The sequence below is a fragment of the Paenibacillus chitinolyticus NBRC 15660 genome, from assembly GCF_000739915.1.
GTDB classification, from domain to species: Bacteria; Bacillota; Bacilli; order Paenibacillales; family NBRC-103111; genus Paenibacillus_F; species Paenibacillus_F chitinolyticus.
In genome coordinates this window covers 245,434-267,936 of record NZ_BBJT01000008.1, presented here as the reverse complement: position 1 = coordinate 267,936, position 22,503 = coordinate 245,434, and the positions used below count along the sequence as shown (strand labels likewise).

At 53.6% G+C, this 22,503-nt stretch carries 22 protein-coding genes and 7 tRNA genes; 25 read left to right on the top strand and 4 right to left on the bottom strand.

Features of this window, described 5'->3' with window-relative positions:
• The first annotated feature begins 26 nt into the window (after window positions 1-26).
• The 7 genes from PCH01S_RS20140 to PCH01S_RS20110 all read left to right on the top strand — a co-directional run bounded on the left by PCH01S_RS20140 (window position 27) and on the right by PCH01S_RS20110 (window position 699).
• Window positions 27-117 (top strand) — tRNA-Ser (locus PCH01S_RS20140).
• Window positions 118-124: 7 nt separating this feature from the next.
• Window positions 125-201 (top strand) — tRNA-Met (locus tag PCH01S_RS20135).
• A gap of 14 nt (window positions 202-215) precedes the next feature.
• A tRNA-Val gene (locus tag PCH01S_RS20130) sits at window positions 216-291 on the top strand.
• A gap of 15 nt (window positions 292-306) precedes the next feature.
• Window positions 307-383: transfer RNA gene (locus PCH01S_RS20125), tRNA-Asp, on the top strand.
• A 29-nt stretch (window positions 384-412) separates the two neighbouring features.
• Window positions 413-488 (top strand) — tRNA-Phe (locus tag PCH01S_RS20120).
• Window positions 489-530: 42 nt separating this feature from the next.
• Window positions 531-616: transfer RNA gene (locus PCH01S_RS20115), tRNA-Tyr, on the top strand.
• A 10-nt stretch (window positions 617-626) separates the two neighbouring features.
• Window positions 627-699: transfer RNA gene (locus PCH01S_RS20110), tRNA-Lys, on the top strand.
• A gap of 211 nt (window positions 700-910) precedes the next feature.
• Here the strand turns inward: PCH01S_RS20110 and PCH01S_RS20105 are convergent.
• The 4 genes from PCH01S_RS20105 to PCH01S_RS20090 form a co-directional block, all read right to left on the bottom strand.
• On the bottom strand, window positions 911-1,219 hold the full coding sequence (locus PCH01S_RS20105; RefSeq protein ID WP_042232360.1) for an MTH1187 family thiamine-binding protein: 309 nt from the start codon (window positions 1,217-1,219) through the stop codon (window positions 911-913).
• 91 nt (window positions 1,220-1,310) lie between these two features.
• Window positions 1,311-2,870 carry a GMC family oxidoreductase gene (locus PCH01S_RS20100; protein WP_042232358.1) on the bottom strand — a complete coding sequence of 520 codons (1,560 nt, stop codon included), beginning with the start codon at window positions 2,868-2,870 and terminating at the stop codon, window positions 1,311-1,313.
• Complete coding sequence (locus PCH01S_RS20095) at window positions 2,867-3,463, bottom strand: gluconate 2-dehydrogenase subunit 3 family protein (RefSeq protein WP_042232356.1); 597 nt, start codon at window positions 3,461-3,463, stop codon at window positions 2,867-2,869. The genes PCH01S_RS20100 and PCH01S_RS20095 overlap by 4 nt, the downstream gene beginning before the upstream one ends.
• A gap of 5 nt (window positions 3,464-3,468) precedes the next feature.
• On the bottom strand, window positions 3,469-3,861 hold the full coding sequence (locus PCH01S_RS20090) for a hypothetical protein (RefSeq protein WP_042232354.1): 393 nt from the start codon (window positions 3,859-3,861) through the stop codon (window positions 3,469-3,471).
• Between the two features lie 260 nt (window positions 3,862-4,121).
• On the opposite strand from PCH01S_RS20090, the gene PCH01S_RS20085 reads away from it, so the two are divergent.
• The 18 genes from PCH01S_RS20085 (at window position 4,122) to trxB (ending at window position 22,378) form a co-directional block, all read left to right on the top strand.
• Entirely contained in the window at window positions 4,122-5,069 is a 948-nt protein-coding gene (locus PCH01S_RS20085; RefSeq protein WP_042232352.1) for an MraY family glycosyltransferase, read from the top strand.
• A 121-nt stretch (window positions 5,070-5,190) separates the two neighbouring features.
• Window positions 5,191-6,306, top strand: a complete 1,116-nt coding sequence (locus tag PCH01S_RS20080; protein ID WP_042232349.1) for a helix-turn-helix domain-containing protein — start codon at window positions 5,191-5,193, stop codon at window positions 6,304-6,306.
• Window positions 6,307-6,407: 101 nt separating this feature from the next.
• Window positions 6,408-7,532, top strand: a complete 1,125-nt coding sequence (locus tag PCH01S_RS20075; RefSeq protein WP_042232346.1) for an ABC transporter ATP-binding protein — start codon at window positions 6,408-6,410, stop codon at window positions 7,530-7,532.
• Between the two features lie 190 nt (window positions 7,533-7,722).
• Window positions 7,723-8,664: an HPr(Ser) kinase/phosphatase gene (hprK, locus tag PCH01S_RS20070; protein WP_042232344.1), complete on the top strand. Its 942-nt coding sequence runs from the start codon at window positions 7,723-7,725 to the stop codon at window positions 8,662-8,664.
• A gap of 50 nt (window positions 8,665-8,714) precedes the next feature.
• Entirely contained in the window at window positions 8,715-9,650 is a 936-nt protein-coding gene (lgt, locus tag PCH01S_RS20065) for a prolipoprotein diacylglyceryl transferase (RefSeq protein ID WP_042232342.1), read from the top strand.
• 33 nt (window positions 9,651-9,683) lie between these two features.
• Window positions 9,684-10,337, top strand: coding sequence for a pyrophosphatase PpaX (gene ppaX, locus PCH01S_RS20060; RefSeq protein WP_042232340.1), 654 nt, complete (start codon window positions 9,684-9,686; stop codon window positions 10,335-10,337).
• Window positions 10,334-10,915 carry an acyltransferase gene (locus PCH01S_RS20055; protein ID WP_042232336.1) on the top strand — a complete coding sequence of 194 codons (582 nt, stop codon included), beginning with the start codon at window positions 10,334-10,336 and terminating at the stop codon, window positions 10,913-10,915. Before ppaX ends, PCH01S_RS20055 begins: the two co-directional genes overlap by 4 nt.
• Before the next feature lie 194 nt (window positions 10,916-11,109).
• A complete protein-coding gene (locus PCH01S_RS20050) occupies window positions 11,110-12,327 on the top strand; it encodes an ATP phosphoribosyltransferase regulatory subunit (RefSeq protein WP_042232335.1) in 1,218 nt (405 codons plus the stop codon).
• Between the two features lie 213 nt (window positions 12,328-12,540).
• Window positions 12,541-13,176: an ATP phosphoribosyltransferase gene (gene hisG, locus PCH01S_RS20045; protein WP_042232333.1), complete on the top strand. Its 636-nt coding sequence runs from the start codon at window positions 12,541-12,543 to the stop codon at window positions 13,174-13,176.
• A gap of 91 nt (window positions 13,177-13,267) precedes the next feature.
• Window positions 13,268-14,557, top strand: coding sequence for a histidinol dehydrogenase (hisD, locus tag PCH01S_RS20040; protein WP_042232332.1), 1,290 nt, complete (start codon window positions 13,268-13,270; stop codon window positions 14,555-14,557).
• Window positions 14,550-15,281, top strand: a complete 732-nt coding sequence (hisB, locus tag PCH01S_RS20035; RefSeq protein WP_272509849.1) for an imidazoleglycerol-phosphate dehydratase HisB — start codon at window positions 14,550-14,552, stop codon at window positions 15,279-15,281. The genes hisD and hisB overlap by 8 nt, the downstream gene beginning before the upstream one ends.
• Before the next feature lie 2 nt (window positions 15,282-15,283).
• Entirely contained in the window at window positions 15,284-15,901 is a 618-nt protein-coding gene (gene hisH, locus PCH01S_RS20030) for an imidazole glycerol phosphate synthase subunit HisH (RefSeq protein WP_042232330.1), read from the top strand.
• A 42-nt stretch (window positions 15,902-15,943) separates the two neighbouring features.
• A complete protein-coding gene (gene hisA, locus PCH01S_RS20025) occupies window positions 15,944-16,669 on the top strand; it encodes a 1-(5-phosphoribosyl)-5-[(5-phosphoribosylamino)methylideneamino]imidazole-4-carboxamide isomerase (protein ID WP_042232327.1) in 726 nt (241 codons plus the stop codon).
• 104 nt (window positions 16,670-16,773) lie between these two features.
• A complete protein-coding gene (gene hisF, locus PCH01S_RS20020; RefSeq protein WP_042232324.1) occupies window positions 16,774-17,532 on the top strand; it encodes an imidazole glycerol phosphate synthase subunit HisF in 759 nt (252 codons plus the stop codon).
• Window positions 17,529-18,206, top strand: coding sequence for a bifunctional phosphoribosyl-AMP cyclohydrolase/phosphoribosyl-ATP diphosphatase HisIE (hisIE, locus tag PCH01S_RS20015; RefSeq protein ID WP_042232322.1), 678 nt, complete (start codon window positions 17,529-17,531; stop codon window positions 18,204-18,206). The genes hisF and hisIE overlap by 4 nt, the downstream gene beginning before the upstream one ends.
• A 317-nt stretch (window positions 18,207-18,523) precedes the next feature.
• Window positions 18,524-19,474 carry a ribose-phosphate diphosphokinase gene (locus PCH01S_RS20010; protein ID WP_042232320.1) on the top strand — a complete coding sequence of 317 codons (951 nt, stop codon included), beginning with the start codon at window positions 18,524-18,526 and terminating at the stop codon, window positions 19,472-19,474.
• 72 nt (window positions 19,475-19,546) lie between these two features.
• On the top strand, window positions 19,547-21,298 hold the full coding sequence (locus tag PCH01S_RS20005; RefSeq protein ID WP_042232316.1) for a tetratricopeptide repeat protein: 1,752 nt from the start codon (window positions 19,547-19,549) through the stop codon (window positions 21,296-21,298).
• A gap of 132 nt (window positions 21,299-21,430) precedes the next feature.
• The gene (trxB, locus tag PCH01S_RS20000; protein ID WP_042232314.1) at window positions 21,431-22,378 is read left to right on the top strand and encodes a thioredoxin-disulfide reductase; all 948 of its coding nucleotides are present in this window, start codon (window positions 21,431-21,433) and stop codon (window positions 22,376-22,378) included.
• The last annotated feature ends 125 nt before the right edge of the window (window positions 22,379-22,503 follow it).

Here is a 22,503-nt window from a genome sequence, read left to right as displayed (position 1 = left end):
CAACCTGAAAAGTTTATTTACACATTGGAGAGATACCCAAGTGGCTCAAGGGGACCCTCTGCTAAGGGGTTAGACTGCGTAAGTGGTGCGAGGGTTCGAATCCCTCTCTCTCCGCCAGTATTAAGGCGGCGTAGCTCAGCTGGCTAGAGCGTACGGTTCATACCCGTGAGGTCGGGGGTTCGAGCCCCTCCGCCGCTACCATAACAACTACATAAGGACGCTTAGCTCAGCTGGGAGAGCATCTGCCTTACAAGCAGAGGGTCGGCGGTTCGATCCCGTCAGCGTCCACCATACAATCTTATGCACGGAGCTGTGGTGTAGAGGCCTAACATGCCTGCCTGTCACGCAGGAGACCGCGGGTTCGAATCCCGTCAGCTCCGCCATTTTAGTTTGTATACCAATTTCATAGTATGGCTCGGTAGCTCAGTCGGTAGAGCAGAGGACTGAAAATCCTCGTGTCGGCGGTTCGATTCCGTCCCGAGCCACCATTTTTAGTCAAGTCAGTCCATAACGGCGCTTGGCAGTATTGTGGAGGCTTAGCGAAGTGGCCAAACGCAGCAGACTGTAAATCTGTTCTCTGACGAGTTCGGTGGTTCGAATCCATCAGCCTCCACCAGTTTTTCCAAGAGCCATTAGCTCAGTTGGTAGAGCACCTGACTTTTAATCAGGGTGTCGAAGGTTCGAGTCCTTCATGGCTCACATGCCATGTGAACAATTCTCTTCATATAAAAAGAGACCTTAACGGTCTCTTTTTTTGTTGTCTTTTTAACCGGTGAATGGAAAAAACGCTTTAAATCGACTTCTGTCCAATGGCCGGTCCTGCAAGGGTTGGAGAGCCGACTGAAATTTGGGCACGTAGGAAATTCGATTTTGTGACTTTCAGGCTCTCGGCTAAAATGGAGATTCTATACTATTGAAGCTGCTCCAGTTTGTCGGCAACGGACTGGAGTTTTTGCTGCATGGATGCCGCTTTATCACGGCGATCGTCTAACTTGATGGAGGTGGAGACGCGTTGAGCACCGTTTTCAAAGGGACTTTCGTGAAGCTTAAGGATGACTTCCATAAGTTGATCCAGGGGGCCTTCGATGATGGTGCTCATTGGAGTAAGTTCATAATGGAGAGGCTGGTTGTCTAACACCTTTTGGAGATGGGCTACATATTCACTTAAGCTTGTAGAGCTTGTACCTATAGGAACAACCGTAATTTCTGCAATTGCCATTAGTCGTGGTCCTCCTTTTTTAGAAATGACTTTGTCTCTAATTGTAATGGATGGTGGCCACTTGTGTCTTCATCCGTCTTCATTTTGGTGATCAAATAATTTCACTTACGATGTAATCGGCTGTTCGAGCTGCTAGAGCCATTACGGTGTTAGTGGGATTCACTCCGCTGGACGTGACGAAGAGGCTCGCATCGCATACGAATAAATTCGGGATATCGTGCGTTTGTCCGAATGAATTTGTGACAGATCGCGAAGGATCGTTCCCCATCCGGCAGCCTCCCATCAGATGGGCGGTATCTGGCACCACAAATTCGGGTGTTCCTCCCGCAGCCTGAAGAATAGATTTCATGTTCGAGACCGCATGCTCGATGAGCTTGATGTCGTTTTCCCCAAAGCTGAAGGATACCTTGGCTCTGGGCAAACCGAAAGTGTCTTTCTCCCCTGATAACGTGACACAGTTATGCTCTTGCGGAAGGACTTCTCCGACCAGTGTCGTGCGGCCGTAAAAATTGTAGTCCAGCATAGCTTCGCGTAACGGGGTTCCCCATACAGGAGACTTGCTTGTTTTGACGATTCCTTGAGCAAAAGCAAGAGGCCGCGTGCCATGGGCATGCAGAGAATACCCGCGTGCAAAGCCGCGGCTCCGGTCGGTTTCGTAAAATTCCTGTGTAGTAGCCAGCACAGGGGTCCCCTTGTATAATCGCACTTCCTCCTCGAACTTGGCATACACGTCATGGCTGCTGTGCGTCATAAGTGCCTTGCCTACCCAGCCGCTGCTGTTGGCAAGCCCGTCCGGATGACGGCTGTTCGCAGAATTCAGCAGTAATCGGGGTGTTTCGACCGCATAGGCCGATACGATCACGAGTTTGGATTTTTGACGGTATTCGACTCCTTTTTTCACAAAAAGCACAGCCGTAGCCATTCCGTCAGGCCCTGTCTCGATCTGAGTGACCCTGCTATCGGTAAACACAGTGGCGCCTGCTTGCACAGCTTTCGGGATATGCTGAATGAGGGTGCTGAATTTGGCGTTAGGCATGCACCCCTGCTGGCAGAAACCACGGTTGATGCAGGGAGGCCTGCCCTCAAAAGGCGCAGACAGAATCGCCAAGGGGGCCGTAACGGAGCGAATCCCCAAACTCTCACAGCCTCTTTGAAACAAATAGGCGTTAGGGCTTAGAGGGTCCCGTTCGGGATAAGGATAAGGCCCGCGGAAGTTTCCCCACGGAAAATGACGGGGACCGGAAACCGCGATTTCTTTTTCAATCCGGGAGTAGTATGGCTCCAAATCTTTATAATGGATTGGCCAATCCTCGCCGACTCCGTCGATGGATCTTGTCTTGAAATCGGATTCATGGAATCGCAGAAACACTCCGGTAAAATGCTGGGTTCCCCCGCCCACTCCCCAGCCCGAATTGTTGTGTCCCATGGTAAGAGGATGCCTTCCGTCCACAAGACGGGTATCCTGCCAGCCCAGGCACTGCATGGACAGCTCGTCGCTCGCAAAATCCTTTTGGGGATCCCGCAGCGGTCCGGCTTCCAATACCACGACCTGCAGCCCGGCTTCGCTAAGTTCCTGTGCAAGCACACCGCCTGCCGCTCCCGCGCCGATAATGACCACATCAACGGTTTCCGATTGAGTGTTCCATTTCATCGTTCCGGTTTCGCCTCCCACGGATCAAGGTGCCCCCGGTCCGCCCGGATGTAACCTCTCGGATAAGCAGGACCTGCGTACCCGATTTCGGACCAGATTTGGGGATGAGAATAGTAAGCTTCCACGGTCAGCGTGAGCAGCCTAATGAAGAAGGCTTTCTGCACGGCAGCCGGCCAATCGCCCCGCAGGGATAGGCGAACCTCGGCAACATTCGTGAGCAGCTCCTTCTGTTCCGCCGGTGATAGCTGTTGAAAGGGCCTCGCATGAAACCCGTGTGACATCGTCTCAAGCGCCTCCAGCCCTTTCCGGATTAATTCGGACTGAGGAGGAGTATCGGGTCCTCTCTGGCCTTCTTCCTTTTGCCCGCACAAAGTATCATCTATATGCTCCAGCACGTAAGTCAGGATTTCGGACCGGTCGTCGTCGACAAGAAGAGAGCATACGCTTCTGAGCTGCTCCGCTTCTAACCGTGTTAACAGCCGATATTCACGGCGCCGCCTCATACGGGAGCTGACGATAGACCGTGTGTGGGGATCCCAGTGGTTTTGCTCCTTCATGACATCGAAAGAAGGGTATTTCAGCATTTTTCTCATACAAGTCACCTTCCATAAACAGCGATTAACCCGAGGATACCGAGAGCCGAGTACAGCAGAGGCATCAGGACGGGAGGTCCGATAAGGAAATTGCGGAACGCATAAGACCCGACGCGTTTGCCTACTCCCCGGATGTGAAGGTACAGGCCGGCTAAGCCCGTCAAAATGCCCAGCCACATGCCTATATGAAAAAGACAGAGAAGCCAAGACCGGTTAAGGAGAACCGCAAGCAGCCCAACCAGAAAGTACAGCGGGGCGGTAATAACGGGAATCAACATGACTTTGCGGTGAAAATTTTGCCGGTAATGGGACAAGGTCACTTGAGCCGCGATAAATAAATAAGCGAAAGCCGTAAACAAAATAACAGACCGGTCTAACGTCCAGGCGTTCCAGATCATTGTAGGGGGATCTCCTTTGTTTCGTTTTGAACATCCGCTTAAATCGTTGAATTCTCTTCTTATTTTTTCCATAAAAGGAGAAGTTAACTCGCTTCTAAACAAAATGTTCTCGAGGTTTTGAGCGGGTTAACCGACCAAACCTTTACCAAGCGGGGCAAGTATGGGCGGAATTCGATTGGGAGACGCTAACAGATGCGGTGAAAAAGCTATTTACCCATCGTCATCCGTAAGGGTAACGACAGGCAGGAGGAATCGAGCGTATGCACTATCTAATCCCTATGCTGACGAGCTTTATTCTGGTGGCCCTGCTGGTGCCCGTTATGAAGCGAATCGCTGTAAAAGCAGGGTTTGTCGACCGGCCGTCTACCCGCAAAATTCATGCCGCTCCTATTCCCTTGCTCGGAGGAGTGGCGATTTACATCGCTTGCGCGGCGGCAATTTTAATGTTCAGCCGTAACGGCAATCTTTCCTACGCGGTGCTGATCGGCGGAACGGTACTTATGCTGACCGGCTTGACGGACGACTGGTTTAAAACACGAAGCAAGGACTTTCCCGTCTGGCCCAGGCTGATCATCTATATTGCGGTGTCCGCGGTGCCGCTTTTATTCGGCATTCAAATAATCGGAGTGTCGAATCTCCACTTTAGCGGCATGATTTTTTTCCCGGTCTGGCTTGTCTGGCTCGGCACGATGGCCTGGATTTTCGGGATCACCAATATGATTAATTTCATCGACGGGGTGGATGGCCTCGCCTCGGGGATCGTAACGATCGCTTCTTTGGCGCTGCTTGTGGCGGCTCTTGTCAAAAGGCAGGAGGATTCCGCATTGATTGCGGGTATTCTGGTTGGCGCCTGCCTGGCTTTTCTGGCGTTCAATTTTTATCCCGCCAAAATTTTTATGGGTGACGCCGGTGCGATTTTCCTGGGGTATACGATTGCGGTCGTTGCTGTGGACGGTGCTTTCAAAAGCGCGACTTTTATCTCCCTCCTGGTTCCTGTGCTGGCGCTGGGCGTTCCTATTCTGGATACGGTCATCGTGTTTACGAGAAGGCTCCTGAAAGGCGGAGGGCTGCACCGGGCCGATAAGCTTCATACTCATCACAGCCTTATGCAGTGGGGGCTGTCCCAAACTCAAACGGTTTCTTTCCTGTACCTGATCGGCGCTCTCTTCTCCCTGCTTTCCATTATTGTGGTGCTCATGGGCGTATGAACCGCATCCCGCATCCGGGGCTTACTGAAGCCATCTTTAAGTGAAACGCTTACTTACCTGTGATACAATAATAGGAAGCACCATGGCAGCCTCGATATTACACAGATAGGGAGCTATGCGGATGGATTGGGAAAGGCTGAAAGAACAATTGGAATCGATCGGCAAAGGGCCGGTCCAACTGATTGCAAAGACGCCGGAAGAGTGGGAAACCCTTACAAGAAACGCGGGGAAAAATAACGGGGACAGGCAGGCCGTGAAGAAGAGCAGCATGCTGATCGGCAAAGAGGTTTATTTCCTGCTGAGCAGGGAAGGAAATGAAATCCATACTTTGTCTATTCCTGCGGGAAACTTGGCCGGAGACGAACGTCATCTGGTCGAGTGGCTCATTGAATCTGCGCAGCCGGAGAAAAGGCAAAGCGGCACTCTTCTGCTCGAAGAAGAGAAAAAGCTTTCCGCGCTCAGGGAATGGCTGCTGCAGCATGCCGAAACCGACTCTCAAGCGGAGGTTCCCGACACGATTTCTTCCCAGGCCGGGCTTTATTCGACCAAAATACCTTTTCTCCTGTATGGAGATTATTCTTCGAATATACGGGCGTCTTACCGGGAGCTGAAAAGGCTGCTGGAGACTTTTTTTGACGCGGAAATTATATTAATTCCATTGCTGGATAAAGAATGGCTGATTCTTGCGCCGGATTATCTGCTCACAGTGGGGCAAGAAGACAAGACGGACGCTCAGGAAGAGAGCACCGAGCAGATGCTCGATGCTCTGGCGTCAGGACTGCATGACATGCTGGCTACCGAATGGGTAGGAGAAAGCCACCTTGGGGTTCACTATCCCATTCAGCCTGCCCAGGCGCTTCTGGCGGCCATGCTTTCTCTACGCTCGACGATTATGCTCGGCCGGTTATACAATGTGACGAACAACATACACACCCCTTGGCATTTACAAATGGAAAAGCTGCTCCATCCGATCCCCGATTCCGAGAAACATCAGTTTCTGGAGCATGTGCTGAAGGACTATTCCATGGATGCCGAGACGCAGTCCACGCTGGAGAGTTTTTTTGCGCTGGACTGCAATGTGAGCGAGACGGCCAAAAAGCTGTATATTCATCGCAACACGCTGTTATACCGGCTGGACAAGTTCAAAAACGAGACGGGACTGGACGTAAGAGCTTTCCACGACGCCGTCCTGGTGAAGCTTGCGCTCGTATTGTACAAAGTAACAAAAAGAAAGTGAGTTTTTTGTGAAGATTGTGCATAGTCAGTCTTCGGGCATTTAAGCTAAGATAAATGTACAGATTCAAATCAAGAACATTCAAGAACCAGGGGGAATGAACTATGGCAGGCGTTCGTCTTAACCATATCGTAAAGAGGTACCCAGGCAACCAAGAAGCAACCGTTAAGGATTTCCATCTCGATATTCAAGATAAAGAGTTTCTCGTATTGGTAGGAGCATCCGGTTGCGGTAAATCCACAACTCTGCGGATGATTGCCGGTCTTGAAGAAATTTCCGAAGGTGAACTGTACATTGGCGACCGTCTCGTTAACGACGTGGCTCCTAAAGACCGCGACATCGCGATGGTATTCCAGTCCTACGCCCTGTACCCGCACATGAACGTGTACCAGAACATGGCGTTCGGCCTTAAACTCCGTAAATTCAAAAAAGCCGATATCGACGCACGCGTGCGTGAAGCGGCTAAAATTCTCGATATTGAACACCTTCTGGACCGCAAACCGAAAGCACTTTCCGGTGGTCAGCGTCAGCGTGTTGCCCTGGGCCGCGCAATCGTCCGCGAACCTCAAGTTTTCTTGATGGACGAACCGCTTTCCAACTTGGACGCTAAACTCCGCGTACAAATGCGTGCCGAAATTTCCAAACTTCACAAACGTCTCGGCGTAACGATCATCTACGTAACGCATGACCAAACCGAAGCTATGACGATGGGTAGCCGGATTGTCGTTATGGACAAAGGCATCATCCAACAGGCAGCTTCTCCGGAAGAGATCTACAACTTCCCGGTCAACATGTTCGTAGCGGGCTTCATCGGATCTCCTTCCATGAACTTCGTAAACGGCTCGCTGAGCGACCAAGGCGGAGAGCTTCACTTCAAAGCCAAAGGCGTAGACGTTGTTATTCCGCAAGGCAAAGCCCAAGTTCTTCGCGACAAAGGCTATGTCGGCAAAGATGTTATTCTGGGTATTCGTCCTGAAGATATCCACGATGAGCCTGTGTTCCTCGAAGCTTCCGCTAAGACAGTGGTTAACGCCCTGATCGAAGTATCCGAGAACCTGGGTCACGAAATGCAAGTTCACCTTGCCGGTATCGGCGAAGGTACAGTCGTGGCGCGTGTTGACGGCCGTTCCGGTCTGAAAGACGGCGCTAACGTGAAACTTGCTCTGGACATGAACAAAGTTCATTTCTTCGATAAAGAAACGACGAACTCCATCCTTCTGAATTCTTAAGAATCATCAATTTAAAGCCAGTCCATCGTGACTGGCTTTTTTGACGTATTAGAGGTTGATAAGGCGGCCTATGGGAACGATGCAGAAGTTACACCTCTGCGCGGCATACCGGTAGGCCTGGCGGCAGGTTGATTTTCACCCGGCAGTTGAATTACGATGGAACTATTGGGAAAACAAAGGGGAATGAACGATGGGCAAAAAAGTGAGAGTGTCTGAGCTGGTTGAGCATTACAACCTGGAAGTCATTTGCGGCGAAGACGGTCTTAAGCGGACTGTAACGGTTGCCGATCTTTACCGGCCCGGTTTGGAAATGGCGGGCTATTTCAATTATCATCCGCAGGAACGCGTTCAACTGCTGGGACGCACCGAGATGTCCTTCTTCGAAACGCTGGACGAAACGGTCCGGCTGCATCGCGCCGAGCAGCTTTGCGCAAGCGAAGAGACGCCCTGCATTATCGTCACCCGCGGATTGGATATTCCCGCGGAATTGGTGGAGGAAGCGAAGAAACACCAGCTTCCGGTTCTTCGGAGTCAAGTGGCGACGACCATTCTGGCCAGCCGACTGACCAACTTCCTGGAAAATAAACTTGCTCCCTCCACTACCATTCACGGTGTACTGGTGGATGTATACGGCGTCGGGATGCTTATTACGGGAGGCAGCGGAATCGGGAAAAGCGAGACGGCGCTCGAGCTGGTTAAGCGCGGCCACCGTCTGGTAGCGGACGATGCCGTTGAAATCCGCCAGACGGCCGATTATATGCTGTACGGAAACGCTCCCGACCTGATCCGCCATTTGCTTGAAATCCGCGGTGTCGGCATTATTAACGTGATGACGCTGTTCGGTGCGGGAGCGGTGCGGAACGTCAAGAAAATATCCGTCGTTGCCCGGCTGGAAACTTGGCAGCAGGATAAGCAGTACGACCGCCTCGGACTCGACGAAGAAACGACCCGGATTATTGAAGCGGATGTTCCGCTGATCACGATCCCCGTCCGTCCGGGAAGAAACTTGGCGGTCATCGTCGAAGTTGCGGCGATGAACTACAGGCTTAAGCGTATGGGCTTTAACGCGGCCCTGCAGTTCACCAATAAGCTGACGGAAACGCTGGCCGAAGATTTGGACGACATGGACTGAGAGCCGGTTCATACCCACACAGGTAAGGAATAGGAGGATATCGACCGTTTATGCTAAATCCAGTCGCTTTTAAGCTAGGCCCGATTTCCGTGCATTGGTACGGCATTATATTAGGCACGGCGGCCCTGATTGGGCTGCTGCTTGTCATTCGGGAAGGCAAACGCTTCAAGCTGCAGCCCGAATTTTTTATGGATCTGCTGCTGATCGGAGTTCCGTCTGCCATTGTAGCCGCTCGGATTTATTATGTGGCCTTCCAATGGGAAAACTACAAAAATAATCTGGGCGAAATCATCGCCATCTGGCATGGGGGAATCGCCATTTACGGCGCTCTGATCGGGGCTATTATCGCAGCGCTTATCTATGTCCGCCGCAAAGGATACTCGTTCTGGAGGATTGCGGACATTTGCGCTCCGGGACTCATCGTCGGCCAAATGATCGGCCGCTGGGGAAACTTCGTGAACCAGGAGGCTCACGGCGGCCCGGTCGGCGAATCTTTCCTGCGCAACACGCTTCATCTGCCGGATTGGATCGTGAACCAGATGAACATCGAAGGGATTTTCTATCATCCCACTTTCCTGTATGAATCGGTATGGAATTTCGTCGGGCTGCTGCTGCTCTTCTGGCTGCGCCGCCGTCCGTTCCTTCGTGCGGGCGAGTTGTTTATGAGCTATTTTATCTGGTATTCGCTGGGCCGCTTTTTCATCGAAGGCTTGCGTACGGACAGCCTCGATTTCACGGGACCGGCATGGCTGGCTTCCCTGCTGAACGGACTATGGTCGCCGATGTCCCTGCTGTTCGGTGAAGCGGGTACGATGACATACGGCGGCAACATCCGTATTTCCCAGCTTCTTGCCGTGCTTATCATCATCGCGGCTATCATCATCATCGTCCTGCGCCGTCGTATGGGCTACGCGAAAACCAAGTACAGCGATCCCATCGAGAAAATCGGCGGGGCACCGGCTTCGGCCAATACAAGTCAATCCTAACAGGAAAGAACTCTTGAAAATAAGGAGCACAGCATGAAGCATACGGTATTGTTTGACCTGGACGGCACCATTCTAGACACCAACGAGCTCATTATCCAGTCGTTCCTGCATGCGCTGGAAGGAAAGACCCCCGAGTTGTTTACAAGAGAAAGCATTATCCCGCATATGGGGCGCCCTCTTATCGAGCAGCTCCAGTTTTTCAGCGGACTGGATGAAGTGACGGATCTTCTGACCCTTTACCGGTCCTATAACCTCAAGCACCACGACGAGCTGGTGAAGCCTTTTCCTTATGTAAAAGAGGTGTTGGCCAAGCTGCATGCCTACGGAGTCAAAATCGGCGTCGTGACCAGCAAAATCAGGCTGACAACCATGTTGGGCCTGGAGCTTTGCGAGCTGCTGCCGTATATCCAAAGTATTGTGACCGTCGATGATGTCACGAATGCGAAGCCGGACCCGGAAGGGATCAGGAAGGCTCTCCATGAACTAGGCTCAACAGCGGAGGAAGCCGTCATGGTGGGGGACAGCCATTACGACATCGAAGCGGCCAAAGCCGCAGGCGTTGAAGCCGTGGCCGTCAACTGGTCTCTTAAGGGCCAGGCCTACCTGGAACAGTACCATCCGGAGCATATGATCGCGGATATGCGCGAGCTGTATATGATTTTCGGGATTACGGAGGAAAGTGTTTGAGGAAAACCGACAGATACCCGGTCGACGGACCTAACGCCCTATGGCAGATTTACCGGACGGTCAGCAAATGGAAAGCGGTCAAAAATTTCGTCTGGATACAAATTAGCCGCTACTGCCCCTCGCTTCCGGTTAAAAATTGGATCTACCGCCGCATGTTGGGCATGGAGGTGGGAGAACACACCGCTTTCGCTTTGATGGTGATGGTGGATGTATTTTTTCCGGAAAAAATAAAGATCGGCCGCAACTCGATCATCGGGTACAACACAACCATTCTGGCTCACGAGTATTTGACCAAGGAGTATCGTCTGGGTGAAGTGCGGATCGGATCGAATGTGATGGTCGGGGCGAACACAACCATTCTGCCCGGTGTAACGATAGGGGATGGCGCCGTAATCGGTGCGGGGTCTGTCGTTCACAAGGATGTAGAGCCATACAGCTTCGTAGCGGGCAATCCGCTTCGGGTTATCCGGACGGGAACTCCCGATTCCGCAGAAGCCGGGACCTTCGGAGCGTCAGCGGAAATATCCGGACCGGTGGCTTCCGGCAATAGCACCAATCCAAACAGTTCATCTTCTTAGGAAGAGAACTGTTTTTTTTGTTTGAAGCGAAGAGGACATTAGCCCCGGAGAAACGAATGGGAATGAATCTGCAAATTGACGCCTCTCACATTCCGTGATAAACTAACGGATATCCTTCAATTTGGTAGTATGGTAGCGCACTAAAGCGTTTTTTTGAAAATAGAGGTGTACCGGCAGGGCGAGGAGGAACTTGAATGTCTAAACCGAAAGTGTTTGAAAAGCCTACGGGCTTTAGAGATTTGCTTCCGGAATCGGTAGCGAGAATTCGTGAGATCGAGTTCAGCGTGCTGGATTGCATGGAGCGGTGGGGCTACAGCCAAATCGTGACTCCGACGCTGGAATTTTACGATACGGTGGGGGTAGCCAGCTCCATCGAAGACCGGAAGCAGTTCAAGCTGTTGGACCGGAACGGGAAAACGCTGGTGCTCCGCTCCGACATGACGGCCCCGATCGGGCGGGTGGTCTCCTCACTTCTTAGGGATGAGCCCCTTCCGCTCCGTCTCAGCTATCATGGGAATGTCTTCCGGGCGATGGAGGAAGAAGCCGGGCGCGATTCGGAGTTCGTACAGACCGGTGTGGAGCTTGTAGGCGACCCGTCCGCGGAAGCGGATGCCGAAGTAGTGGCTTTGGCGATTGCTTCCTTACAGGCCGCAGGCGTAAAAACGTTTAAGTTTGCCTTGGGGCATGTCGGGTTTTTACACGGTTTGTTCGGCGAAACGCTTAAAGATCATCCCGAAGCTCAGGAAGAGCTCAAGAGCTGCTTGCTCGGCAGGGATTACGTCGGTTACCGCACGGCCATCCGGCGCATGGGTGTGGACGAAGCCCGGCGTGGGGAACTGGAGAGCATCCTCCGGTTGCGCGGAGGGAAAGACATCTGCGAACAGGCCCTCAGCGTAACTTCCGATCCGACGGCACAGGCGGCTATCGCCCACCTGTGCGAAGTTTGGAACGTTCTGGAGGCATACGGAGTAAGCGAGCATGTGCTGATCGACCTGACGATGATCGGGAATTTTTCTTATTACACGGGTCTTACGTTCGAGGGGTATGCCGCCGATCTAGGGTTCCCGCTATGCAGCGGGGGCCGATACGACAATCTGCTCGCCCAGTTCGGACGCCCGGCACCGGCAACGGGCTTTGCGTTGAAGACGAACCGCATTCTGGAAGCGGCGGGAGATGCGGTCCGCAAGCAGCAGGAACGGGTCCTGATCGTATACGGGGAATCCCGCCGCGCTGAAGCGCTGGGCAAAGCCCGGGACCTTAGAACCCTTCCCGGAAAGGTCGTCGTGACACGCCACGCCGGAACCGGATCGGTCGCGCCATGGGACCCGGCAGCGCTGCACAAATTTGAGCAGGGCGGCTACCGGTACGAAGGAAACGTCTACTCGGACGTTCTGCTGTATTTGGCGGATTAGAATCCGGCGCCCGTATCGGTAATTTGCCGGCTACAGATGCTGAATCTGCGATTGCAGCAGCACGAACCGGATGACACTGCTATAATTAAACGATTCAGGCCGTTAAACCGGCCTTTCCGACTATACAGCGGGCTTGCCGGCGGTTCCGCGCCGCCCCACATGACCGCAACCATTTAGCCTTCGACAGAGGCTGCTGACAGGAGGCTGTAGAGTATGCAGGAAATGCTTAAGGTAGCCATGCCCAAAGGGCGTATATATAAACAGGCATTCAAACTTTTCCGCCGTGCGGGATTGCCGATGCCGGACGATAGCGGTGACGATTCCAGGAGACTGATCGTTACCTTTCCGGAAGCGAACATGGAATTCATTCTTGCCAAACCCGTCGACGTTCCGACCTATGTGGAATACGGGGTGGCGGATATCGGAGTGGTGGGCAAGGACGTGCTGATGGAAGAAAACCGGGACGTCTACGAGCTGCTTGATCTCGGTATCGCCCGCTGCCGGATGTCCGTAATCGCGCTGCCGGACTGGCAGCCCGTTCTGAATCCCCGCGTCGCGACGAAATATCCCCAGGTGGCTTCCCAGTACTTCAGGGAAAGAGGCCAGCAAGTTGAAGTCATCAAGTTGAACGGCTCGATTGAACTGGCGCCGCTGATCGGCTTGGCCGACCGGATCGTCGACATGGTCGAAACCGGTCAGACCTTGAAGGAAAACGGTCTGGTGGAATACGAGGAAATATTTCCGATCACGAGCCGGCTTATCGCCAATCGCGTCAGTTACCGGATGAAAAACGACCGGATTCAGCAGCTTTGCGACGCTCTGCAGGCGACGATTTCGTTACCGGAGTAAGAGGCTGCTAATCCCTGACGGATGACATAAAACGTTATAAAAACGAAACGATCAGCAGGCGGAAGCCGGCGTTACGAAAGGATGATTGCGCATGAAAATCGTGCCTGCGGAAGAGTTTGAACTCACCCGGGAAGTGGACTACGGGACGGCGGAGCAAAACGACGTCGTAAAATCGATCATCGCCGCTGTACGCAGCGAAGGAGATGCGGCTCTCCGGCGGCTGTCCAAGGAGTTCGACGGCGTCGACCTTCACGAACTCCGCGTGGACGAAGCCGAGATCGAGGCGGCGTACGACCGGGTGGACGCCGAGTTTCTGAAGGCGCTGCGTCAAGCCGCCGCCAACATCCGCGCGTTTCACGAAAAGCAGAAACGCGTGTCCTGGATGGACCTGCAGGACAACGGGTCCCTGCTGGGCCAGATCATCCGGCCGCTGCAGCGCGTCGGCTTATACGTCCCCGGAGGGAAGGCGGCTTACCCCTCGTCGGTGCTCATGAACGCCATTCCGGCTGTTGTCGCCGGCGTTCCCGAGATCGTGATGGTGACGCCGCCGGCTACAGCCGGGGAAGAGGGCATCAACCCGCACATCCTAGTGGCGGCAGCCGAGGCTGGCGTGCGGGAGATCTACCGCGTCGGCGGCGCACAGGCCGTCGCGGCGCTCGCTTACGGCACGGATACGATTCGTGCCGTTGACAAGATCGTCGGACCCGGCAATATTTACGTAGCGCTCGCGAAACGCGCCGTCTTCGGCGTCGTCGATATCGACATGATTGCCGGTCCGACCGACATCGTGGTCCTGGCCGACGAGTCGGCGGACCCCGAATACATCGCCGCGGACCTGCTGGCCCAGGCGGAGCATGACGAGCTGTCACCGGCCATTCTGGTGACGCCGTCACGCGAGCTCGCCGAGCGGGTGCGCGGAGAGGTGGAGCGGCAGCTGCAGGCGCTGCCGCGCAAAGCGATCGCCGAGATGTCCACGGCGAACAAGGGCGCGATCGTCCTCGTAGGGGATCTGGACGAGGGTATCCGCGTCGTCAACGCGATTGCTCCGGAACATGCGGAGCTGCTCGTGGACGACCCGTTCGCGGTGCTGCCGCGGATTGAGAACGCCGGGGCGATCTTCCTCGGCGCGTACAGCCCGGAGCCGGTCGGCGATTATTTCGCCGGACCGAATCACGTCCTGCCGACGAACGGTACGGCCCGGTTCTCTTCGCCGCTGAACGTCGACGATTTTATTAAAAAATCCAGTGTGATTTCGTATAGTAAGGAAGCTCTCCTTGCGAACGGAGAGCAAATTATGACGCTCGCCCGCAACGAAGGGCTCGAAGGGCATGCCAGAGCGATACAAGTTCGATTGCAGAAAGAAGGGAACTTTCATGGCTGAACAAGTGGACAAGAACGCAAAACAAGCGGGGCTTGAAGGCGGGAACCCGGGTGGATCGGTTAACGCGGATGCAGTAAATGCGGATGGGGTAGACACAGGTGCGGGTGAAGGCTTGTCCGTCACGGATTCCGTTTCCCGTGCACGTGTATCCAGCGTAGCGCGCAAAACGAACGAAACCGACATCGAACTTTCGTTCGGCGTCGACGGAACCGGTGTCTCGGAACTGGAGACGGATGTTCCTTTTCTGAACCATATGCTCGATCTTTTTGCCAAGCACGGACAGTTCGATCTTAAAGTTCAAGCTCGCGGAGACGTTGACATAGACGATCACCACACGGTAGAAGACATCGGAATTTGTCTCGGTCAGACGCTCAGGGAAGCTCTTGGGGACAAGAAGGGCATCAAACGTTACGCCAGCGTATTTATCCCGATGGATGAGGCGCTTGCGCAGGTGATTATCGATGTCAGCAACCGGCCTCATTTCGAATATCGGGCGGAGTATCCTTCCCAGCAAGTCGGAAGTTTCACGACGGAGCTGGTTCACGAGTTCTTGTGGAAATTTGCCTTGGAGGCCCGGATTACCCTTCATGTCATTGTTCATTACGGCCGGAACACGCATCACATGATCGAAGCGGTTTTCAAAGCGCTGGGACGCGCTCTGGATGAAGCCACGTCCATTGATCCCCGTGTTAAGGGAGTGCCTTCGACGAAGGGAGTTCTCTAAGCATGATTGCCATCATCGATTACGGCATGGGCAACCTGCATAGTGTGAGCAAGGCCGTGGAACGTCTCGGATGCGAGTCCACGGTTACATCCGATCCGAAGATTCTGGCCGAGGCCGACGGCCTTATTCTGCCCGGAGTTGGAGCGTTCGGCGACGCGATGGAGCAGCTCAGCTCGCTCGGTCTCGATCGGCTTTTGCGGGAACAGACCGCTCAAGGGAAGCCGCTGCTCGGTATTTGCCTCGGCATGCAGCTGCTTTTCACCTCCAGCGAAGAATATGGAGAGCATGACGGCCTCAATCTGCTTCCCGGTCAAGTCGTGCGATTCCAAGGGGACTACAAGGTGCCTCATATGGGCTGGAACCGGCTGGAGTTCAAGCAGACCAGCCCGCTTCTGGAAGGGCTTGAAGAGGGACACGTTTATTTTGTTCATTCGTATCATGTGAAGCCGGAGCGTCAGGAGGATCTTCTGGCTGTCACGGATTATCATCAGCCGGTTACGGCTGTAGTAGGAAAAGGTTCCGTTTTCGGCATGCAGTTTCATCCCGAAAAAAGCGGTGAGCTGGGCATGCGGCTGCTTCAAAATTTCGTAGGGCTGTGTCGAAGCAAGGCGAAGTCCTAAGATTAACCGGCTCTGAGGCCTATCAGGTGGAGGTAACGAATCATGTCCTTTATTATTTATCCGGCAATTGATATCCGGGACGGCAAATGCGTCCGTCTCGTTCAAGGTGACTATAATCAGGAAACGGTCTATAACGAGAATCCTCTTGAGGTCGCGCAAGCTTGGGAAGCTCAAGGCGGACAGTGGATTCATCTGGTCGATCTGGACGGCGCGAAGGCCGGCCGGCCGGTTAACGACAAGCTGATCGGCGAAATCGCACGCACGGTGAAAGTTCCGGTCCAAGTCGGAGGCGGACTCCGCACGGAGGAGGATGTCGATCGTCTGCTGTCGCTGGGCGTAACTCGCGTCATTCTCGGTACAGCCGCGATCGAAGACCGCGCCTTCGTCCAGTCTCTGCTGGCTAAACATGGCGAGAATGTGGCCATCGGCCTGGACGCGCGGGACGGTTTTGTCGCAACCCGGGGCTGGCTTGAAACTTCATCGGTAAAAGCGGAGGATTTGGCGGTTCAGCTTGCCGAGCATGGCGCCAAAACGTTTATTTTTACCGATATTTCCCGGGACGGCATGATGGGCGGGCCGAATGTGGAGGCAATCGTACGGCTGGCGCAAGTTTCCGGCCAGACGGTCATTGCTTCCGGAGGCGTGAGCCGGACGGAAGATCTGGAGCGGCTTGCCGCCGAGGCTGCGAACGGCGTGGGCGGCGCGATTGTCGGCAAGGCGCTGTATACAGGCAGCATCCGGCTTGAGGAAGCGCTGAAGCTGGTTTAGGTTTAGAGAGGCGCGAGGAAGAACAACGGAGTAAGGAATATACCGGCGCTAGCGCAGCGAGGTGCCGGGTATAAGGTGGTATAGAGTTAAAGGGGGAAGTCAGAATGCTGGCTAAACGGATTATTCCCTGTCTGGACGTGAAGGACGGCCGGGTCGTCAAGGGTGTAAATTTCGTGAATTTAAGAGATGCGGGCGATCCGGTTGAGCTTGCTTCCATATATGACCGCGAAGGCGCCGACGAGCTCGTTTTCCTGGATATTTCGGCTTCGGTTGAAGGACGGGCGACGATGGTGGAGGTCGTGAAGAAAACGGCAGGCGAAATCACGATTCCGTTCACGGTCGGCGGAGGAATTTCGACTACCGATGATATGAAACGTCTGCTCCGTGCCGGCGCGGATAAAATCGGCATCAACACGGCGGCGGTCAAGAATCCGCAGCTTGTATCGGACGGAGCGCGTAAATTCGGGTCCCAGTGCATCGTCGTCGCTATTGACGCCAAGTTCAACCCGGCCTGGGGCGAGTGGGAAGTCTATACGCACGGGGGCCGGACGGCATCCGGCATCCGGGCTGTCGAGTGGGCGAAGCGGATGGAGACGGCAGGCGCCGGCGAACTGCTTCTTACCAGCATGGATGCGGACGGGACGAAGGACGGTTTCGATCTGGCTTTGACCAAGGCGGTATCGGGATTTGTCGGAATCCCCGTCATCGCGTCCGGCGGTGCCGGAAATGAAGAACACTTCTACGAAGTGTTCACCGAAGGCCGTGCCGACGCGGGTCTGGCCGCGACGATCTTTCATTATAAAGAACTGACGGTGCAGGGCGTTAAAGAGAGCTTGAAGAAAAAAGGAGTGGAGATTCGATGACAGGCATACGACTGGACAACATCCGCTACGATTCGCAGGGTCTCGTTCCCGCTATTGTGCAGGATGCCATCAGCAAAGACGTTCTGATGCTGGCTTATATGAATAATGAATCGCTTGAAAAAACGGCAGCCACCGGCACGACCTGGTTCTGGAGCCGCTCGCGGCAGGAGCTTTGGAACAAGGGGGCGACCTCGGGGCACACGCAGCGCGTGGTTTCGCTCCGGTATGACTGCGATGCGGACACGCTGCTGGTGCTGGTGGAGCAGACCGGACCCGCTTGCCACACCGGATCCTACACCTGCTTCGGCGGTGAAATTCCGGTGGCCGGTGCAGATTCCGCTGAAACCGGTGAATCCGCAGCCGTGCCTGCTTCCTCCGACCGGTTCGGCATCTTGTCGAGGTTGGAATCCGTCATCGCTTCCCGCGAAGCGGAAAGACCCGAAGGCGCCTACACGACCTACTTGTTCGAGAAGGGAATCGACAAAATTCTCAAAAAAGTAGGCGAGGAAACGGCAGAGGTAATCATCGCTGCCAAAAACCGGGACCACGACGAACTCCGGTACGAAACGAGCGATCTGATTTTTCACTTGATGGTTCTTCTTCGCGAGTCCAAGCTTCCGCTTGACGATGTAATGGCGGAGCTGGAGCGGCGCCACATGAGCAAATCCAAATAAAGGGATCGGCATCCGACTCTATAGGCAAATATGCCATCTAGAGGAACGGGTGCCGATTTTTGCTTCCGAAGTTCATAAACTAGCCACAATTACCTCGATTTGGCGTCCCTCTGTGCTTTTTCATTTCGACAATTTTCATGTATAATGATTGGGTAGGAAATGTCCCTGGTACTAGATAATAGACAGAGGGGGCATCTTTTTCTCGCTTACATGTTAAAAAGCGCTTTCGTATGAAAACGTATGCGGAGCGTTCTATACAGAAGTTTGACCCGTCTGCAGTCCCAATAATCAAAAACATTTCGGAGGTAACCATAACCATGGATCTCAACAACATTAAAATTTTCTCCGGCTCTTCCAACCCGAAGCTGGCACAGAGCATTTGCGACGACCTGGGCGTTGCGCTCGGTAAAATCAAGCTGTCTCGCTTCAAAAGCGGGGAAATTTATTGTTTGTATGAAGAAGGTGTCCGTAACTGCGATGTATTTTTAGTACAAACGTTCTCCCATCCGATCAATGAACACCTTATGGAACTATTGGTTATGATGGATGCGGCCAAGCGTGCATCCGCCCGCACGATCAACTTGATCCTGCCTTACTATGGTTACTCCCGTCAAGAGAGAAAAGCCGCGCCGCGCGAACCGATTTCCGCGAAACTTGTCGCCGATCTGGTCAGTGCCGCAGGAGCGAACCGTGTTATTACCATCGACCTTCATGCACCGGCGATCCAAGGATTCTTCGACATTCCGGTCGATCACCTGACCGCTCTTGATCTTATCAGCGACTACATCACGAAGAAAAATATCGTCGATCCGGTCATCGTATCTCCGGATGCCGGCCGCGCTACGACCGCCGAGCGTCTTGCCAACATTCTCGATGCTCCGTTCGCGATGATGTTCAAGAAGCGTCCCGCTCACAACGAAGCGGTCGTGACTCACGTGATCGGGGACGTTAAAGGCCGTACGCCGATCATCATCGAGGATCTGATCGACACAGGCACAACGATCGTGAACGTTGTGGAAGGACTGAAGGAACGCGGAGCCAACGATATCTACGTTTGCGCCACTCACGCGGTATTCTCGGGCCCGGCTCTCCAGCGTCTGGATCACCCGAACATCCGTGAAGTCGTGATCACCGATTCCCTGGCGATTCCGGACGATCACGCGGAACGTTTCAAGGTGCTCTCCGTTGCTCCGCTGCTCTCGCATGCGGTACGTATCGTCAGCGACGGCGGCTCTCTCTCTTCGCTGTTTAAATACGGCGGCGTTTAAATCGTGTTTTTGAAACCTCGGGGACTGTGCTATACTTGATCATAGATCTCAAAGTACCGGAGGTGCCTAGTCATGGAAAAGAAAAAGCGTGTCTCCGTAAAGCCGGAACCGAAAATTATTCCCATCAGCATGGATGCCACGTTCTTTTTTGAAAGAGCGGTTCAGTCGCTCGATCGTTTCCATTACGATAAGGCGTTGAAATATTTCCGGCGAGCGGTAGAATACGAATACGATAACCCGGTGAACCACTGCAACCTTGCAGGGGTTCTCTCCGAATTGGGCAAGTACGAGGAATCCAACGACATCTTAAAAGATGTTCTCGATCGGATCGATCCCTCGATGACCGAATGTTATTTTTATATGGCGAACAACTACGCCAACATGGACCAGTACGAACAGGCGGAGGGCGCTCTTGTCCATTATCTGGAGAACGATACAAACGGACATTACCTGGAAGAAGCCGAGGAAATGCTTGATTTTCTCAGCTACGAGCTGGAGCGTCCCGCCAAGCTTAAGACCATTAAATCGCGTGAGGGCTTGTACGAGCACGACCAGGCGCGTCTGCTTTTAGAAGAAGGCAAGTTCGCGGAAGCGGTTCGTGTTCTGGAAGAACTCGTCGAAGAGCATGGCGATTTTCTGGCGGCTCGTAATAATTTGGCGCTGGCTTATTATTACACCGGTCATTTTCAGAAATCGCTGGATGCTATTCTCGAAGTGCTGAACATAGATCCCGGGAACCTTCACGCGCTGTGCAATATGGCGATCTTCTACCAGCATCTCGGACGCAAGGAAGAACTTGCCGAACTGATGGGAACTTTGCGCAAAACGTATCCTTTCCAGCAGGAGCATGTCTTCAAGCTTGCGACCACCATGGGGATTCTGGGAGATCACGAGAAAGCCTACCAGCTTTTCAGGAGGATTTCCCGTTCCAACGATAGCGGTCTCGATCCGTGCGTTTACCATTATGCGGCCGTGGCCGCTTGCAATATCGGCAGGTTTCAGGAAGCCCGGGTTCTCTGGAATCAGGTGGATAAGCTGGAGAACGGGTCGGAAATCGCCCGCTTTTATTTGGAGCAGCTGAATCGCCGTTCCGATGACCGCCCGCTATCCTTGAGCTACCACTATAACCTTCCGTTCGAGGAACAGTTCCGCCAATTGGAGCAGTCTCCCGAATCGATTCCGGATCAGATTGCCAAGGACCCGCTTGTCCGCAGCTCCTTCTTCTGGGCGCTGCGCCACGGAGATGTGGAAACGAAGCTGCAGGTGCTTCAGACGTTCGTGTATATCGGCGACAATGAAGTGAAAGAAGCCCTCGTCGAGTTTATCGGTGACCCTAAAGAGGACGACTATCTCAAAAAGGTAGCTATCTTCGTTTTGCGGACCATCGGAGTCGAAGAGCCTTTGAAAGCTCATTTGGACGGTACCGTAAAAACCGTGGAAAACTCCGTGCATACGACCGATCTTCCGAAATGGGAGCCCAAATGGCAGACCGTCATGGAGACCGCTCACCGGCATATGCACCAGCGGTACGATATGATCCAGCAGCATGACCTGCAGACTCTGTGGGTAGAATATTTGAGCAGAGTGTACCCGAGCGTGCCAAGGATTACGAAAGTGGAAGGCTGGTCCGCCGCTCTCGAATACCTGGTCGCCAAAATGCACCGCAGGTCGATTTCCTATCACGAGGTAGCCAGCCGTTACCATACGACCGTCTCGACCGTAAGCAAGAATGTGAAGCTCATTGACGAAGCTTGCGGGCTTAAGGAGAAGATGGATGCGATTCTGCCGAAGCTCTGGAACGTGGAAAAGAAGGGCCGGGATTAATCACACTTGCAAATTAGAATAATTTTAATTAGAATTATTTTAAATAGAGAATGATTGCAGGCAATGATGATTCAACACTCAGCCCGCGATCATACGAATTCTGATTTGTTCCCAAGGAGGAGAGATCGATCCATGTATAAAACAATTGTGGTAGGAACCGGACCATCCGGATTAACAGCAGCCATCTATCTGGCGCGCGCCAATCTCAATCCTTTGGTTATTGAAGGCCCAGAGCCGGGCGGACAGTTGACGACAACGACCGAGGTCGAAAACTTCCCTGGCTTCCCGGAAGGAATCATGGGCCCTGAGCTTATGGCTAACATGCGCAAGCAGGCTGAACGCTTCGGCGCCGAGTTCAAAACCGGCTGGGTTAACAGCGTAGAGCTTACGGAGCGTCCGTTCAAGCTCAATGTGGAAGGTCTTGGTGAGATTGAGACGGAATCTCTGATCATCTCTACCGGCGCTTCCGCTAAACTGCTCGGCATCACGAACGAGCGCGAGAATATCGGTCGCGGTGTGAGCACTTGCGCCACTTGCGACGGATTCTTCTTCCGCGGCAAGAACATCATCGTGGTCGGCGGCGGCGACTCCGCAATGGAAGAAGCGAACTTCCTGACACGTTTCGCTTCCGAAGTTCGACTGGTTCACCGCAGAAGCGAACTCCGCGCCTCCAAGATTATGCAGGACCGTGCGCGCGAGAACGAGAAAATCACCTGGAGCTTGAACTCCGCTCCGCTTGAAGTCGTTGCGGGAGACAAAGGCGTAACCGGCCTTAAAGTTCTTAACAACGAGACCGGAGCGGAAGAGGTTCTTGAAACCGACGGTATTTTCGTGGCGATCGGACATACTCCGAACACGAAGTTCCTCGGCGGACAAATCACGACCGACGAAACGGGTTATATCCTCGTTAAACCGGGAACGACAGAAACCAACATCCCTGGAGTGTTCGCCTGCGGAGACGTTCAGGACTTGAAATACCGTCAAGCCATTACGGCTGCGGGAAGCGGCTGTATGGCGGCTTTGGACTGCGAGAAGTTCCTCGAGGGCAACATGGTTCACGATTGGAGCAAGTCCCTGTAAAACGGATTATTAGACTCATACGCAAAGACGTGGAACGGCCTACACCCTTCCACGTTTTTTCAATTTGCCGTCCTTGACCTTCCTAGGGGGTTCGCTTATAGTGGGTACAGGAGCAACACCCATCG

Coding starts and splice junctions, on each gene's coding strand:
- PCH01S_RS20105 (WP_042232360.1), bottom strand. CDS start 1,219: ATGGCAATTGCAGAAATTACGGTTGTTCCTATAGGTACAAGCTCTACA.
- PCH01S_RS20100 (WP_042232358.1), bottom strand. CDS start 2,870: ATGAAATGGAACACTCAATCGGAAACCGTTGATGTGGTCATTATCGGC.
- PCH01S_RS20095 (WP_042232356.1), bottom strand. CDS start 3,463: ATGAGAAAAATGCTGAAATACCCTTCTTTCGATGTCATGAAGGAGCAA.
- PCH01S_RS20090 (WP_042232354.1), bottom strand. CDS start 3,861: ATGATCTGGAACGCCTGGACGTTAGACCGGTCTGTTATTTTGTTTACG.
- PCH01S_RS20085 (WP_042232352.1), top strand. CDS start 4,122: ATGCACTATCTAATCCCTATGCTGACGAGCTTTATTCTGGTGGCCCTG.
- PCH01S_RS20080 (WP_042232349.1), top strand. CDS start 5,191: ATGGATTGGGAAAGGCTGAAAGAACAATTGGAATCGATCGGCAAAGGG.
- PCH01S_RS20075 (WP_042232346.1), top strand. CDS start 6,408: ATGGCAGGCGTTCGTCTTAACCATATCGTAAAGAGGTACCCAGGCAAC.
- hprK (WP_042232344.1), top strand. CDS start 7,723: ATGGGCAAAAAAGTGAGAGTGTCTGAGCTGGTTGAGCATTACAACCTG.
- lgt (WP_042232342.1), top strand. CDS start 8,715: ATGCTAAATCCAGTCGCTTTTAAGCTAGGCCCGATTTCCGTGCATTGG.
- ppaX (WP_042232340.1), top strand. CDS start 9,684: ATGAAGCATACGGTATTGTTTGACCTGGACGGCACCATTCTAGACACC.
- PCH01S_RS20050 (WP_042232335.1), top strand. CDS start 11,110: ATGTCTAAACCGAAAGTGTTTGAAAAGCCTACGGGCTTTAGAGATTTG.
- hisG (WP_042232333.1), top strand. CDS start 12,541: ATGCAGGAAATGCTTAAGGTAGCCATGCCCAAAGGGCGTATATATAAA.
- hisD (WP_042232332.1), top strand. CDS start 13,268: ATGAAAATCGTGCCTGCGGAAGAGTTTGAACTCACCCGGGAAGTGGAC.
- hisB (WP_272509849.1), top strand. CDS start 14,550: ATGGCTGAACAAGTGGACAAGAACGCAAAACAAGCGGGGCTTGAAGGC.
- hisH (WP_042232330.1), top strand. CDS start 15,284: ATGATTGCCATCATCGATTACGGCATGGGCAACCTGCATAGTGTGAGC.
- hisA (WP_042232327.1), top strand. CDS start 15,944: ATGTCCTTTATTATTTATCCGGCAATTGATATCCGGGACGGCAAATGC.
- hisF (WP_042232324.1), top strand. CDS start 16,774: ATGCTGGCTAAACGGATTATTCCCTGTCTGGACGTGAAGGACGGCCGG.
- hisIE (WP_042232322.1), top strand. CDS start 17,529: ATGACAGGCATACGACTGGACAACATCCGCTACGATTCGCAGGGTCTC.
- PCH01S_RS20010 (WP_042232320.1), top strand. CDS start 18,524: ATGGATCTCAACAACATTAAAATTTTCTCCGGCTCTTCCAACCCGAAG.
- PCH01S_RS20005 (WP_042232316.1), top strand. CDS start 19,547: ATGGAAAAGAAAAAGCGTGTCTCCGTAAAGCCGGAACCGAAAATTATT.
- trxB (WP_042232314.1), top strand. CDS start 21,431: ATGTATAAAACAATTGTGGTAGGAACCGGACCATCCGGATTAACAGCA.